We start from the raw sequence: 14,103 nt of genomic DNA, 5'->3' as shown, positions 1-14,103 counted from the left end.
CGGACCCGCCTCCGCATGCGTCTGATCTCCGACCGCGGTGAAGTTTACGCTCGCGCAAGTGTGTCTTTACATTCACGCGACCGCTCGAGCTGTGGACCCGGAGGGTGCGCGGCGCGAAGTGCTAACGCTCTACTGACCTCGGAAGGCGACGGGCTTCACGACTCGGATCGTTTGTTGTGGAAAAGCGAGAAACTTTCATGAATGAAACCTACGGGTCGTGATGGCGCGGCCCATCCCCAGCGCATTAAGGTGAACGCTTGAGAAGTCCAGTCACTCCGAACGCAAGAATAGCGATCATTGCCCAACTCAAGGACGTAATACCGATGGTTACGAAAGTGAATAGGTTTGTCTCCCTGAATGGTGCCCAATTTGTCGTTTGAGAGCGAGGGATGAACGGCAATATGGTTTCGGCGGCGTAGCGAATAGCGTCGAAACAAAGCCTTCCGGAGTTCACGGAGCACGAGTCGGCCCCTGTGACAAGAGGCTCTGCGGTTGGCGCCAGATAAAGAAAGCTGGCAGCCTGGAGGGTGAAGAACACGCTCGTAACGACGAAGAACAAGGCAAGCCAAAGCACTGCTAATAGGGGATAGTACCCGTAGCCCGTAGTTACGCAGTATAAATAACGAAGCAAAAGAGGTAATGCGCGCCGTTCAGAATGCGTAGCTAAACCTGCTGCCTTGAAGCGCATGCGGCGGGCGTCGACATGCTGACCGTACTCGTCGAATACACTGGCCACTGCGTGCAAAGGCTGGGGCGAGAAGTTCTGACTATTCTTCGTAAGCCACGAGCTAATAATTTCGTGACTAGTCCTTATGTGTCCGGTCATCCCCTCTATAAGTAGACCGTGCGCACCGACTAGGACGGGAAGATCATGCGTCGAAAACGCAGGTTCGGGACTACGTAAAACCTTCAAACGAGATGCGTCGAATGCAATGGAGTAACGATTTGCAGAGGGCACTCGCACTTCAAGAGTATTTAGAGAGCATCCTTCGAATATGATATTCAGTGAGGCAGAATCCAGGCTTCCCGATGCCCCGTTTGCTTCTCCACTAGCAGAATCCGCCTCAAAAAGTGTAATTCCGCCTAGCTCGCTCTCCAGGATCTGAATAGTACCTGTTGCTGCCATTCTATTTTTAAAGGTAATACCGCCTCGTATTTCAGATTGGCCTATATGAAGCGATGCGCCGAACTTCGCGTAAAGACTAATCTTACCAAGATGAATTGTCCCGCTAATCCGAGCAACTTGTAATCGAAGCGTACCGAAGATCTCCAAGTCGCGATCTAAATGGAGTGAACCGGCGAGACTCAGGTCAGAGAGCAGGATCGTATCTGCGTGCGGATCCTCCCACACCTGGCTTTCGATCAAGTTAACATCAGCAAGTTTCGATCCTGGGGTGAACTTCGATCCGTCTAGTACCAGGTCGCCGCCAATTGCTGTCTGCCATACTTGGAACGTGCCGACACAGTCGGCATCCATGAATCGCATATATCCGCCGACATTGACTTTGTTAAGCATCAGCGCAACGTCAGACGGATTATATATCTTGGCCTCGCTGAGTCGTAGGTCTCCGCCAATTCTTGTCCCTTCGACTACTACTGCCCCCTGGATTCGTAGCTCGTGATCGAGAAAGGCGGTTCCGCCAATTTGCGAGCCTCGAATTAGAAGAGCGTCTCGTTTGATGCTCGAAAGACTCGTATCTGTAATCACTAATTGACTCGAAATTGCACAGCCATCAATGACAAGTGCGGAGGTGAACGTGCTTTCGATCACGTACAAACTGTCGCCGATTGATACTTTTGCGAAGCGCGCGGCGAACTCGCCCGCGGATATTACTGTTGTGCCTTGGATGGAAAATGCTCCGTCAATACGAACATTGCGCATTGCAATTCGCCCAGAAAGCCGCAAGTTATCAAGATTGAGTGATCCTTCGATTATTGCATCTGAGATAAAGAGGCCGCTCTTCTTTGCCTCCATCGCGCAACCCTGAAAAGAGAGTAATCCTCCGATACGCGCTCCGTGCGCATGGGTGGGGCCTCGTACAACGGAGTTGTCAAGCTGGAAGTCACCAATTGTAGTAATACCATCGGCATGAAGGCCCGGAAGGAAACAGTTTGTGATTGCGAACGATGCTATTCGTAGGTTTGTGATGATCGGCGCGAAGTCAAACGCACAGGAAATAAAACGCACAGGAAATTCTAGGTGCAGGTTCGATAGGTCTAATTGGCCAAGAATGCGTGCACCATGCACGATTAGACCGTTCGGGTCGGTTCTACCCTGTGCCGTTTTCAATGCTCGACGAATTTCGTGGGCAGAGACATGCCGCTCTGACGCCCAGAGGTGGAAGAATTCGACGGAGTGCGAGAAGTTTTCATCGCTTTGTGGATGAAGACTTAAGGTATCGCCATCAACGATGGCCTGGGTGATCCTCGCAGAATCCGCTGGTATGAATGGCAAGCTTCTCGCTCCTTCAAACTCTGGGCGAATCGATCGGGCATGATCTCGATTTAACGCGTATCGCGACTATACACCATATGTCGAGCGATCAAGTTTGCAGCATTCGGGTCACCGATAAGTGTCTGCTCGGGATGGTTCTCCTGGGGAAATCTTAATATTCAGCGATTCCGCGAGTAATCCTCCCGCACGGCCATCCTTGCCGGTTGTCTTCAGTGCCCACCCAGTATTGATAGGTTCGCAGGCTTTTACTGCGATCAATGCGCAGAGAAGGTCTGATTTGCTGATGATTGTACTTTTAGCTGCCCGCTGGGCTTCACTTGGGAGATGCCGGGCGATTGGCGGTCAGCGGCTGCGGTGCAGCGTCTTCGACGCGAGGCCGGCGATCGCCGCGCCGAGCACCGGCGCCAGCAGGAACACCCAGACCTGGCCGAGCGCGTCGGGGCCGGCGAAGACGGCGGCCGCGATCGAGCGGGCCGGGTTCACCGAGGTGTTGCTGATCGGGATGCTGATCAGGTGCACGAGGGTCAGCGTGAGGCCGATCGCGATCGGGGCGACGGACTTGTACTCGCTCTTCGCGGTGACGGAGAGGATCACGCCGACGAAGGCGGCCGTCAGCACGACCTCCGCCAGGAGCACCGCGCCGAGGCCGAAGCCGCCGGGGGAGTGCGCGCCGAAGCCGTTCGAGGCGAAGCCCGAGTCGCGGGCGGCGTCGAAGTAGCCGGCGGGTCCGTCGGCCGCGATCAGCGCGACGACTCCGGCGCCGGCGATGCCGCCGACCAGCTGCGCGACGATGTAGCCGGGGATGTGCCGCCACTCCGTCCGCCCCGCGAGGGCGAAGCCGATCGAGACGGCCGGGTTGAAGTGCCCGCCGGAGATGTGGCCGACGGCGTAGATCCCAGCGACGAGCGTGAGCCCGAAGGCGAGCGCGACGCCGAGGAAGCCGACGCCGAGCGCGTTGCCGCTGTCGGGGAAGGCGGAGGCGAAGATCGCCGTGCCGACGCCGCCCGCGACGAGCAGGAAGGTGCCGAACGCCTCGGAGGCGTAGCGCGCCGCGGCGGAGTACTGCTCGGCGTGCTCCTTCCGCTGCTCACTCGTGGTGCGGCTGGCGGGCTTCGATGACGGCATGGGGGTTCCTCCGCGGGTCGTGGACGGCCCCGCGGCGCGCGAGGGCAACGGCCACTCCAGCACCCGCCGGCGCCGGCGGAGCCGCGCGCCCAGTCGGCTCCCGGCCGTGCGGCCCCGGAGGCGCCCTGCGCGGCCACCCGCCCCTCGCTCAGCGGCCAGCCCTTCCGCCCGCATGCCGGTCGAGCAGCCCCCATGCTGGTCGAGTAGCCCCGGACGCGCCGCCGCATGCTGGTCGAGTAGCCCCGGAGGGGCGTATCGAGACCCACCCTCCGAGCGACGGTGGATCTCGATACGTCCGCTGCGCGGACTACTCGATCAACATGCAGGGGCCGTGCTGAGTGGGGCCGCACTCTCTTCTTGCATGCTGGTCGAGCAGCCCCGGAGGGGCCCGAACATGCTGGTCGAGTAGCCCCGGAGGCGCCCCAACATGCTGGTCGAGTAGCCCCGGAGGGGCGTATCGAGACCTACCCTCCGAGTGACGGTGGATCTCGATACGCCCACTGCGCGGGCTACTCGATCAGCATGCGGGGGGCCCGCTCCATGAGTGCGCGACCGCCGTGCCGCGCGTCACGCCGCGAGGTGGAACGTGCTCGCGAAGCGCCCGAGCAGCGCGTCCCGCCCGCGGAGCACCGTGACCGCGCCGGTCGCGATCGCCCGCTCCGGCGGGAGCTCGCCCGACAGCAGCAGCCGGATGTCCGCCCCGGTCGAGAACGCGAGGTCCACCGGAGCCTCCCCGCCCGGCACCTCGCCGCGCGACACGTCCAGCGCCGCGCCGTCGACCCGGATCAGCAGCCCGGCCGGCCCGACCTGCGCCGCGTACACCGTCGCCGGCAGCTCGGCCGCGACCTGCGGGCGGAACGCGGTGCGCAGATCCACCGTCATCGAGTCCGGGGTGATCACCTGCTCCTCGCGCGGATCGCCCAGCGCCTTGAACCCCCAGGCGCCGAGCGCGAGCACGATCGGCTCGAGCTCGCGGCCGTAGGGCGTCAGCTCGTAGACGATGATGCGCGAGCGCGGCGCCCGCCGGATGATCCCGGCCGCCTGCAGCTCCTTGAGCCGGCCGGCCAGCACGTTGCTCGGGATGCGCGCGAGCCCCTGCGCGAGCTCGCTGTAGCGGCGCGGCCCGACCAGCAGGTCCCGCACGATCAGCAGGGCCCAGCGCTCGCCGACCAGCTCGACCGCGCGGGTGAGCGCCGAGTACTGCCCGTAGTCGCGTGCGGCCATCGCCCTCAGGCCTGCTCGCCGGTGAACGCCTCCGGGCCCTGCGCCGCGGCGACCGGGTCCATCCAGCCGAACTCGAGCAGGTTGCCGTCGGGGTCGGCGACCTGGCGCTGGTACATGAAGCCGTAGTCGGAGGCGGGCCGCGACTCGGAGCCGCCCGCAGCGAGTCCGGCGGTCACGGCGGCGTCGACGGCCTCGCGGGTGTCGAGGAAGATCGCGGTCGAGACGGAGGGGTTCACGGCCGGGTCGCCGATCGGCAGGTCGCTGAAGGTCTGGAAGTACTCGCGCACCAGGATCATGAAGTAGTTGTGGTCCTCCTCCACCACGACGCAGGCCGCGTTGTGGTCGGAGAACGCCGGATTGATCGAGAAGCCGAGCGCGACGTAGAACGCCTTCGCGCGCTCCAGATCGGTGACGGGCAGGTTGACGAACATCGAGGGCATGGCGGTCTCTCCTTCTCGGCGGAGCCGCGGACTGCGGCGTCTGCGCTCATGCTTGTGAAAAACAAGTGCCACGTCAAGAGGCGGACCCGAGACGCCGCGACCGCGCGGCCGCCTCCGGCTCGCGCGGCGACCTCCGGCTCGCTGTCTCGTCCGGTCTCACGTGCCGAAGGTGATCAGGCGAGCCGGAGTCGCCGCGGGCCACCGCCGGCTCGCCTGATCGCCTCCGGCTCGTCGTTTCCGCGGGTTTCCGCGTGCCGAAGGTCGTTCCACGAGCCCGAGGTGCTGCGGAGTCGCCTCCGGCTCGCGCGATCGTCTCCGGCTCGTCGTTTCTGCAGGTTTCCACGAGCCGAGGGTGATTCTGCGCGCCCGAGCTGCGGCGGAGTCACCGCCGGCTCGCGCGATCGTCTCCGGCTCGTCGTTTCCGCGGGTTTCCGCGTGCCGAGGGTGGTTCCGCGTGCGCGAGTAGTCCGGGGCTACCTCCGGCTCGTGAGATCACGGCCAGCTCGTCGTTTCCGCGGGTTTCCGCGTGCCGAAGGTCGTTCCACGAGCCCGAGGTGCTGCGGAGTCGCCTTCGGCTCGCGCGATCAGCTCCGGCTCATCGTTTCCGCAGGTTTCCACGAGCCGAGGGTGATTCCGCGTGCCCGGGCAGTCCGGGGCTAGCTCCGGCTCGCGAGACCACGTCCGGCTCGCGGTTCTGCCGGATCTCCGCGTGCCGAGGGTCGTTCCGCGTGCCGGATCCGTGCGGAGTCGCCCGAGGTCCCGGCGGATCTCGAGCTCGCACGTCTCCGGCTCGCGGAATCCGCTCCGGCACGTCGTTTCGTCCGGTTTCCGCGTGCCCGAGGCCGTTCCGCGTGCCGGACGTCGCCCGGCGTCACCTCCGGCTCGCGGGAGTCGCTCCGGCTCGCGATTCCGCCTCGTTTCGACGAGCCGAGGGAAATTCCGCGTGCCGGAGTTCGCCTGGTGTGGCCTCCGGCACGCGGAAGCACCTCCGGCTCGCGGTTCCGGCTCGATGCCGCGTGCCGAGGCCGATTCCACGAGCCGAACCTCCTCCAGGACCCGCCGCAGCCGCATGAAGAGAGCGCTCTCACAAAACCCTTGACCTCCCCGCAGCCCGCTCCGTATGCTCGCCTCACACCTCGTGAGAGCGCTCTCACATACGGCAGCACAGCACCGTGGGAGCGCCCCCAGGGGTGCCCTGACACCCATCACGAAGGAGTGACCGTGCTCGAATCACGACGCGCCAGGATCGCCACGGCGATCGCCGGCGCCGCCACCCTGGCCCTGCTCGTCTCCGGCTGCTCGTCCGGATCCGGCGCGGCCGAGGACGGCGACATCGAACTGACCGTGACCACGTTCGGCGCCATGGGGTTCGACGACCTCTACGCCGAGTATGAGGCCGCCCACCCGGGCGTCACGATCGTCCCGAACAACATCGACACCGGCGGCAACGCCCGGACCGACGCGTTCACCAAGCTCGCCGCGGGCTCCGGCCTCGCCGACGTCGTCGCCATCGAGGAGGGCTGGCTCGGCTCGATCATGGAGGTCTCCGACCAGTTCGTCGACCTCCGCGACCACGGCATCGAGGACCGCAAGGCCGACTGGGTCGACTGGAAGTACGAGCAGGCGGTCGACCCCGACGGCCGCGTCATCGGCTACGGCACCGACATCGGCCCCGAGGGCCTCTGCTACAGCACCGCCGCCTTCGAGGCCGCGGGCCTGCCCACCGATCGCGCCGCCGTCGCGGAGCTGCTCGGCGGTGCGGACGCGACCTGGGAGGACTACTTCGCGGCCGGGAAGCAGTACCACGACGCGACCGGCAAGGCCTGGTACGACCAGTCCGGCTTCGTCTGGAACGCCATGGTCAACCAGCTCCCCGAGGGCTACTACACCGCCGACGGCGAGCTGAACATCGACGGCAACGCCGAGCTGCAGGAGCGCTGGGGCTGGATCACCGACGGCGCCGCCTCCGGACTCTCGGCCGCGCAGAAGGCCTGGGACTGGAACAAGGGCAAGTCCTTCAACGACGGCACCTTCGCGACCTTCGTCTGCCCGGGCTGGATGCTCGGCCAGGTGAAGGCGCAGGTCGAGGCCGGCGGCGGCGACCCCGAGGCCACCGGCTGGGACTTCGCCGACGTCTTCCCCGGCGGCGCGGCCAACTGGGGCGGCTCGTTCCTCTCCGTCCCGACGCAGTCGAAGCACCCCGCCGAGGCCGCGGAGCTCGCCTCGTGGCTGAGCGAGCCGGAGCAGCAGATCGCCGCGTTCGACGCGACCGGTCCGTTCCCGAGCACCGTCTCCGCCCAGGAGCAGCTCGCCTCCGCTGCAGCGCCCGACCCGGCGCTGAACGGCTCGCCGACCGGCGCGATCCTCGCCGAGCGCGCCCAGGGCGTCGTCGCCCAGTACAAGGGTCCGGACGACTCGCTGATCCAGGAGAACGTCTTCGGCCCGGTGCTGCAGAAGGTCGACCGCGGCGAGCTCGACGGCGACAAGGGCTGGGACGAGGCGCTCTCGCTCCTCGACGAGCTGGTCGACTGACCCGCTCCCCTCAGACAGGGCCCCCGTCCGGTAGCAGGCCGGGCGGGGGCCCTCCCTCCCTCTTTATGACGAGTCCCGCGACGCGTCCCACGAACGAGTCCCCCCACGAGAGCGACCGACGAGAGCGACCCATGACGAGCACCCTGACCCCGCCGACCGCGTCGGCCGCGCCGCCTCCCGGCCGCCGCCCCGCGCCCCGCCTGCCGCTGACGGCCAAGCAGCGGATGAGCCGCTTCGACGTCAAGGCGTCGCCCTACCTCTACATCTCGCCGTTCTTCCTGCTGTTCGCGATCACGGGAGCCTTCCCCCTCGTCTACACGCTGGTGGTCTCGCTCTACGACTGGCAGCTGCTGCAAGGTCAGGGCGACTTCGTCGGCCTCGGCAACTTCGCGGCGGTGCTCGGCGACCGCTTCTTCTGGAACTCGATCGGCAACACGCTGAGCATCTTCCTGCTCTCCACCATTCCGCAGCTCGCCGTCGCGCTAGTGCTCGCGGCGGTGCTCGATCAGTCGCTGCGCGCCCGCACCTTCTGGCGGATGAGCGTGCTGCTGCCCTACGTCGTCTCGCCCGTCGCCGTGGCGCTGATCTTCTCGAGCATCTTCGGCGACCAGGAGGGCCTGGCGAACAATCTGCTCGGCCTGGTCGGCATCGCCCCGATCGACTGGACCAACGACCGCCTCGCCAGCCACATCGCGATCGCCTCGATGGTCAACTGGCGCTGGACCGGCTACAACGCGCTCATCCTGCTCGCCGCGATGCAGGCCGTGCCGCGCGATCTGCACGAGTCGGCCGCGCTCGACGGAGCGGGCTCGTTCCGCCGCTTCACCTCGATCACCATCCCGAGCATCCGGCCGACCCTGATCTTCGTGATCATCACGGCCACGATCGGCGGGCTGCAGATCTTCGCCGAGCCGCGCCTGTTCGACGTCTCGAACGCCGGCGGCATCGGCGGCTCGGACCGCCAGTTCCAGACGACGGTCCTCTACCTCTGGGAGATGGCGTTCTTCCGGCAGAACTTCGGCGAGGCGGCGGCGGTCGCCTGGCTGCTCTTCCTCCTGATCGTGCTGATCGGACTGGTGAACTTCGCGATCTCGCGGCGGATCGCCTCCGTCGAGAACCGCGTGAGAACGCGCACGCGCCGACCGGCGCAGAAGGTGAGCGACCGATGACCGCGACGATTCCCACCGCTCCCGCCGTTGCGCCAGTCGCGGCCGAGCCCGAGCGTCGCGCCCGGCGCCCGCGCTTCTCCGGCGCCGGCCGTGTCGACCGACCCGGCTTCCTCACCTACGGCCTGCTCAGCGCCTTCATCCTCGGCTCGACCTACCCGCTCTGGTGGTCGTTCGTGGTGGCCAGCGGGAGCAACGCGACCCGCGGCGAGACGCTGCCGCTGATCCCGGGCGGCAACTTCCTCGCCAATGCGGCGCAGGTGTTCACGGCGATCCCGTTCTGGACGGCGCTGCTGAACAGCGTGGTCGTCTCGGGCGTCATCACGCTCTCGGTCGTGTCGTTCTCGACCCTGGCCGGCTACGCCTTCGCGAAGCTGCGCTTCCGCGGGCGGGACGGGCTGATGATCACCGTGATCGCGACGATGGCGATCCCGACCCAGCTGGGCATCATCCCGCTGTTCATCCTGATGCGGCAGCTCGGCTGGACCGGGACCCTCGGCGCCGTGATCGTGCCGACGCTGGTCACCGCGTTCGGCGTGTTCTTCATGCGGCAGTACCTGGTGGACGTGATCCCGGACGAGCTGATCGAGGCGGCGCGGGTCGACGGAGCGAACCAGTTCCGGACCTTCCTGACCGTCGCGGTGCCGGCCGCGCGTCCGGCGATGGCGATCCTCGCGCTGTTCACGTTCATGATGGCGTGGACCGACTTCCTCTGGCCGCTGATCGTGCTGAGCCCGACCAACCCGACGCTGCAGACCGCGCTGTCGCAGCTGCAGTCGGGCTACTACGTCGACTACTCGATCGTGCTGGCCGGCGCGGTGCTGTCGATCATCCCGCTGCTCGTGCTGTTCGTGCTCGCGGGCAAGCAGCTGATCGCCGGCATCATGGGCGGCGCGGTCAAGGGCTGACCGCGGGCGCTCAGCGCGATGGTGGATCTCGATACGCCCGCTGCGCGGGCTACTCGATCAGCATGGACCGGCCGCCGTCCATGCTGGTCGAGTAGCCCCGGAGGGGCGTATCGAGACCCGCCGTCCTCAGCAGGGCGGGTCTGCAGACTCGACTTCCGGCGATGGTGGATCTCGATACGTCCGCTGCGCGGCCTACTCGATCAGCAGGGGAAGCCCGCCGCACGGCCCGCTCGATCAGCAGGGGAAGCCCACTATGGCCGTAGTGCGAGCGGACCCCCGGAGGTGTCTCGAAGGGCACCCGCCCGCTCGGCTACTCTCGGGCCCGGGGGTCCACCGCTCGAGAGGCACGCATGAGTCACGACACCGCACCGGCCGCACCCACGCTCGAGGCTGTCGCCGCGCTCGCCGGAGTGTCCCGGGCGACGGTCAGCCGGGTCGTCAACGACTCACCGAAGGTGAAGGCCGAGGCGCAGGCCGCCGTCCGCCTCGCGATCGAGAAGCTCGGCTACGTGCCCAACCGCGCGGCCCGCTCGCTCGCCAGCCGGCGGACCCAGGTCCTCGCCCTGCTCGTGCCCGAGTCGATCGGCAAGGTCTTCGGCGACCCGTTCCTCGCCGCCGTCGTGCAGGGCGCCGCCACCCGCCTCGCCGCGACCGACTACATGCTCAACATCGTCATCGCCTCCGAGGCGACGCCCGACAAGACCCGCCGCTACCTCCTCGGCGGCAACGTCGACGGCGCCCTCGTGGTGTCGCACCACAGCGGCGACCACTCCTACGCCCGGATCGGCGCGAGCGTGCCCCTCGTCTTCGGCGGCCGGCCGCTCAGCCTCGACGACCACGACAGTCACTTCGTCGACGTCGACAACGTCGGAGCGGCGCGGCAGGTCACCGAGCACCTGCTGGGTCTCGGGAGGCGCGCCCCGGCGATGATCGCGAGCCGCCAGGACATGCCCGGCGCGATCGACCGGCTGGCGGGGTGGCGCGCCACCGTCGAGGCGGCCGGCCTGGACGCCTCGCTCGTCGAGATCGGCGACTACTCGCCGCGGGACGGGGCCGAGGCGATGCGGCGCCTGCTCGACTCCGGCCGCCCGATCGACGCGGTGTTCGCCTCCAACGACCAGATGGCCTCCGGCGCCCTGGCGGTGCTGCGCGAGCGCGGCTTGAGCGTGCCGGGCGACGTGGCGCTCGCCGGCTTCGACGGCGACTACTCCTCGGAGGCGGCCGAGCCGCCGATCACGACCGTCCGCCAGCCGGCCGCCGGCCTCGGCGACGCGATGGCGGAGGTCCTGGTGCGGCTGCTGGCCGGCGACGACGTCCCGCGGGCGACGCTGCTGCCGACGGAGCTGCTGATCCGCGCCTCGACGGTGCCGCGGAGCTGACTCCGCCGCACAACATCAGCTGAGAGCACCCGGCCTCCTCTGTGGGAGGAGGCCCACCCTTCTCAGCTGATGTTGTGCGGCCGACTCCGCCCCTCAGCCCGTGAACACCGTCGAGGAGCGGCGCTCGTACCAGTGCGCGAGGTGCTCGCCGGCGCGGAGGACGTGCTCGCGCATGATCGCGGCGGCGCGCTCGCGGTCGCCGGCGACGAAGGCCTCGACGATCTGCTCGTGCTCGCGGAAGTTCTCCTCGCGGTGGCGCGAGTTCTCGCGGAGGACCAGGCCCGAGACGTTGCGGGGGAAGGCGTCGTTGATCTCGATCAGCATCCGGCTGAGGCGGGTGTTGCCCGAGGCCTGGTAGATCAGCCCGTGGAACTGGTCGTTGGCGCTGCCGTCGCGCTCGGCGGCGGTGCCGGCGGCGACGGCGAGCGAGCGCTCGTACATGGCCGTGTTGACGGAGCGGAGCTCGGCGATCGTCGCATCGTCCAGGCGGTCGACCGCGCGGCGGGCGGCCAGCGACTCCAGCTCGGCGCGCACCTCGTAGGCCTCGCGCACCTCCCACGGCACCGGCACGCGGACGACGGCGCCGCGGTTGGGGACGACCTCGATCAGCCCGCCGGTCTGCAGCTGGCGCAGCGCCTCGCGGACCGGGGTGCGGCTGATGCCGAACTGCGTCGCGAGCTCGGCCTGGCGCAGCGGGGCGCCGATCGGGATCTCGCCGGACATGATCTTCGCCCGGATGCGGGCGGCCAGATCGTCCACGAGTGCGTTGTCGCCCTGGGTCGTCACGATGATCCCCTCCGATCAGCGGCCAGGTCGGCCGGGATCCAATCATGGCAGGCATTGGATCCCACGCGAGGGTCGGTGTCGTCGAACGGCGAGCCCACTCCCGCGTCCGGCTTGACCCATGGATCCGCGCAGCCCTAGATTGGATCCAATGTTGCCCCCCGTGGTGACCGATCGAGGTCAGGAGGCCGGCGTGGACGTGCTGCTGGTCGTGATGCTCGCGGGCGCCGCCAGCTCCCTCGCGCTCGGTCTCGCCGGCTGGCGGGGAGTGGGCCGCGGCTGGCTCGTCGCCGAGGCGGCCATGCTCGCCGCGATGCTCGACGTGCACCTGCCCGCCCTGCACCTCCTGCCCGCGCCGCTCTGGTCCGCGCTGCTCGCGGGCTGCGCGCTCGTCGCCGCCCTCGTCGACCGGGTGCGCCGAGGTCGGGGAGTGCGGCGGCACGGTGCCGACGCGCTGCACGCCGTCGGGATGCTGCTCGCCGCCGTCCTCGTGCTCCTCGCCGATGCCGCGCCCACCGCGGGTGCTCTCGCAGGCGCCGGGCACGCGCACGGCGGCGGACTCGCCCTGCCACTCGGCGCCGCCGTCGCCGTCTACGCGACGTGCACGCTCCGCATCGCCCTCGCTGGCCGCCCCGGCCGACTCGACACCGCCCGGAGGCTCGCCTCCCTCGCCGCGCTCGTCGCCATGGGCGCGATGGCCGCGGTCGGCTGAGCAGCCCGCCCCGCCCCCGAACGACACCCCACCCGCACCACACCGGAAGAAGGAGACACCGCATGATCATCGACGCGTACAACACCACGCAGGACCGCCGAGGCCGCAGCGACTACCTCAGCGGGGTCCGCCCCGGCGAGCAGCCCCCGGCCTACACCCCGTTCGACCCCAAGCGCATCCTCGACCGGATGGACGCCGCCGGTGTCGACCGCGCGATGGTCTGCTCCCTCGCGCAGGGCATCGAGAACGACTTCCTGATCGACCTCGTGAAGGCGCACCCCGACCGCCTGTTCGGCTTCGGCCAGGTCATGCCGCAGTGGGAGAACGCGACCGACGAGATCCGCCGCTTCGCCGACGCCGGTCTGGTCGGACTCAAGCTGCACCCCAGCCTGCACGGCTACCACGTCGCCGATCACGGGCTGCTCGACCCGCTGTTCGCGGTCTGCGACGAGCTCGGCCTGCCCGTGCTGATCAACGCGCTCGACGACGCGTTCTGCGCACCGTTCGCGATCGAGGAGATCGCCAAGGGCTTCCCTGGAGTTCCGACGATCATCGCCCACATGGGCGCGGTCTGGAACGTGCCCGAGGCGATCATCGTCGCCGAGCGCAACCCGCACGTCTACCTCGAGACCTCGGCGACGCTGATGTCCGACGTCAAGCGCGCCTACGCCCGGCTCGGTGCCGAGAAGATCCTGCTCGGCTCGGAGTGGCCGGGCAGCGACTTCGACCTCGAGCGGATGAAGATCGCGAAGGCCATCCCCGACGAGGCCGACCGCGCGCTGGTCGAGGGCGGCAACATGGCGCGGATCCTGGGCTGGTCGTGACCGAGGGGGCGGAGTCGGGGCCTTCGGCGCCGGAGAGCCCGGTGCTCGATCGGCCGGTGCTCGACGGGCCTCCCGCGGGGATGTCCGCGCCGGACCGCGAGCTGCTCGAGGTGGCCTCGGCGATCCTCGACGCGCGCTACCGGACCGGCGTCCACGAGGTCGCGGCCGCCCTCCGGCTCGCCGACGGGCGGATCGTGACCGGCCTGCACGTCGAGGCGAGCGCCGGCCGGGCCTCCGTCTGCGCCGAGTCCGCCGCCCTGAGCGCCGCGGTCGTCGCCGGCTCCCCGGTCGTCTCGATCGTCGGAGTGCTGCAGCGCCCGGCCGGCTCCCGCCACCTCATCGAGCCCTGCGGCGTCTGCGCCGAGCTCCTCGGCGACCACGCCCCCGACGCGACCGTCTGGGTCGCCGTCGCCGACGCCTTCGCCCCGGTCCCCGTCGCCGCCCTGCTCCCGCACCGCCGCCGCCGCGCGGCCCGCCCGGTCTGACGGCCGCCCCCTCCACTCCGCAGAAGTTGTCGTACTCGCCCACCCGCTACGACAACTTCTGCGCAGTGGA

At 68.0% G+C, this 14,103-nt stretch carries 12 protein-coding genes; 7 read left to right on the top strand and 5 right to left on the bottom strand.

Going from position 1 to position 14,103, the window contains the following annotated elements; all coding sequences use genetic code 11:
- Nucleotides 1–244 precede the first annotated feature (244 nt).
- The 4 genes from MT351_RS05995 to MT351_RS05980 all read right to left on the bottom strand — a co-directional run bounded on the left by MT351_RS05995 (nucleotide 245) and on the right by MT351_RS05980 (nucleotide 5,244).
- On the bottom strand, nucleotides 245–2,248 hold the full coding sequence (locus tag MT351_RS05995) for a hypothetical protein (RefSeq protein ID WP_243581564.1): 2,004 nt from the start codon (nucleotides 2,246–2,248) through the stop codon (nucleotides 245–247).
- A 549-nt stretch (nucleotides 2,249–2,797) separates the two neighbouring features.
- Entirely contained in the window at nucleotides 2,798–3,580 is a 783-nt protein-coding gene (gene aqpZ, locus MT351_RS05990; protein ID WP_243581563.1) for an aquaporin Z, read from the bottom strand.
- Between the two features lie 567 nt (nucleotides 3,581–4,147).
- Entirely contained in the window at nucleotides 4,148–4,804 is a 657-nt protein-coding gene (locus MT351_RS05985) for a helix-turn-helix domain-containing protein (protein WP_243581562.1), read from the bottom strand.
- A gap of 5 nt (nucleotides 4,805–4,809) precedes the next feature.
- Nucleotides 4,810–5,244: a VOC family protein gene (locus MT351_RS05980; RefSeq protein WP_123447435.1), complete on the bottom strand. Its 435-nt coding sequence runs from the start codon at nucleotides 5,242–5,244 to the stop codon at nucleotides 4,810–4,812.
- Between the two features lie 1,221 nt (nucleotides 5,245–6,465).
- Between MT351_RS05980 and MT351_RS05975 the strand changes: the two genes are divergently transcribed.
- The 4 genes from MT351_RS05975 to MT351_RS05960 all read left to right on the top strand — a co-directional run bounded on the left by MT351_RS05975 (nucleotide 6,466) and on the right by MT351_RS05960 (nucleotide 11,229).
- The gene (locus MT351_RS05975) at nucleotides 6,466–7,776 is read left to right on the top strand and encodes an ABC transporter substrate-binding protein (RefSeq protein ID WP_243581560.1); all 1,311 of its coding nucleotides are present in this window, start codon (nucleotides 6,466–6,468) and stop codon (nucleotides 7,774–7,776) included.
- 131 nt (nucleotides 7,777–7,907) lie between these two features.
- Nucleotides 7,908–8,945: a carbohydrate ABC transporter permease gene (locus tag MT351_RS05970; RefSeq protein ID WP_123731616.1), complete on the top strand. Its 1,038-nt coding sequence runs from the start codon at nucleotides 7,908–7,910 to the stop codon at nucleotides 8,943–8,945.
- The gene (locus MT351_RS05965; RefSeq protein ID WP_243581559.1) at nucleotides 8,942–9,850 is read left to right on the top strand and encodes a carbohydrate ABC transporter permease; all 909 of its coding nucleotides are present in this window, start codon (nucleotides 8,942–8,944) and stop codon (nucleotides 9,848–9,850) included. Before MT351_RS05970 ends, MT351_RS05965 begins: the two co-directional genes overlap by 4 nt.
- Nucleotides 9,851–10,200: 350 nt before the next feature.
- A complete protein-coding gene (locus MT351_RS05960) occupies nucleotides 10,201–11,229 on the top strand; it encodes a LacI family DNA-binding transcriptional regulator (protein WP_123705885.1) in 1,029 nt (342 codons plus the stop codon).
- Nucleotides 11,230–11,322: 93 nt separating this feature from the next.
- Here MT351_RS05960 and MT351_RS05955 read toward each other — a convergent pair whose 3' ends face one another.
- Entirely contained in the window at nucleotides 11,323–12,015 is a 693-nt protein-coding gene (locus tag MT351_RS05955) for a GntR family transcriptional regulator (RefSeq protein WP_207901612.1), read from the bottom strand.
- A gap of 160 nt (nucleotides 12,016–12,175) precedes the next feature.
- On the opposite strand from MT351_RS05955, the gene MT351_RS05950 reads away from it, so the two are divergent.
- The 3 genes from MT351_RS05950 (at nucleotide 12,176) to MT351_RS05940 (ending at nucleotide 14,033) form a co-directional block, all read left to right on the top strand.
- On the top strand, nucleotides 12,176–12,724 hold the full coding sequence (locus MT351_RS05950) for a hypothetical protein (protein ID WP_132435424.1): 549 nt from the start codon (nucleotides 12,176–12,178) through the stop codon (nucleotides 12,722–12,724).
- A gap of 62 nt (nucleotides 12,725–12,786) precedes the next feature.
- A complete protein-coding gene (locus MT351_RS05945) occupies nucleotides 12,787–13,548 on the top strand; it encodes an amidohydrolase family protein (RefSeq protein WP_123447441.1) in 762 nt (253 codons plus the stop codon).
- A gap of 41 nt (nucleotides 13,549–13,589) precedes the next feature.
- Nucleotides 13,590–14,033 (top strand): hypothetical protein, encoded by a 444-nt coding sequence (locus tag MT351_RS05940; RefSeq protein ID WP_207905689.1) that lies wholly within the window; start codon nucleotides 13,590–13,592, stop codon nucleotides 14,031–14,033.
- Nucleotides 14,034–14,103 lie beyond the last annotated feature (70 nt).

It is taken from the genome of Rathayibacter sp. VKM Ac-2926, from assembly GCF_022815565.1.
GTDB lineage: Bacteria > Actinomycetota > Actinomycetes > Actinomycetales > Microbacteriaceae > Rathayibacter > Rathayibacter festucae.
The sequence above is the reverse complement of the archived record's forward strand: the minus strand, read 5'-3'. Positions and strand labels throughout refer to the sequence as shown.

What these genes read in the sequence shown, in the direction of transcription:
- aqpZ (WP_243581563.1), bottom strand. Translation starts at nt 3,580, where the DNA reads ATGCCGTCATCGAAGCCCGCCAGCCGCACCACGAGTGAGCAGCGGAAG.
- MT351_RS05985 (WP_243581562.1), bottom strand. Translation starts at nt 4,804, where the DNA reads ATGGCCGCACGCGACTACGGGCAGTACTCGGCGCTCACCCGCGCGGTC.
- MT351_RS05980 (WP_123447435.1), bottom strand. Translation starts at nt 5,244, where the DNA reads ATGCCCTCGATGTTCGTCAACCTGCCCGTCACCGATCTGGAGCGCGCG.
- MT351_RS05970 (WP_123731616.1), top strand. Translation starts at nt 7,908, where the DNA reads ATGACGAGCACCCTGACCCCGCCGACCGCGTCGGCCGCGCCGCCTCCC.
- MT351_RS05965 (WP_243581559.1), top strand. Translation starts at nt 8,942, where the DNA reads ATGACCGCGACGATTCCCACCGCTCCCGCCGTTGCGCCAGTCGCGGCC.
- MT351_RS05960 (WP_123705885.1), top strand. Translation starts at nt 10,201, where the DNA reads ATGAGTCACGACACCGCACCGGCCGCACCCACGCTCGAGGCTGTCGCC.
- MT351_RS05945 (WP_123447441.1), top strand. Translation starts at nt 12,787, where the DNA reads ATGATCATCGACGCGTACAACACCACGCAGGACCGCCGAGGCCGCAGC.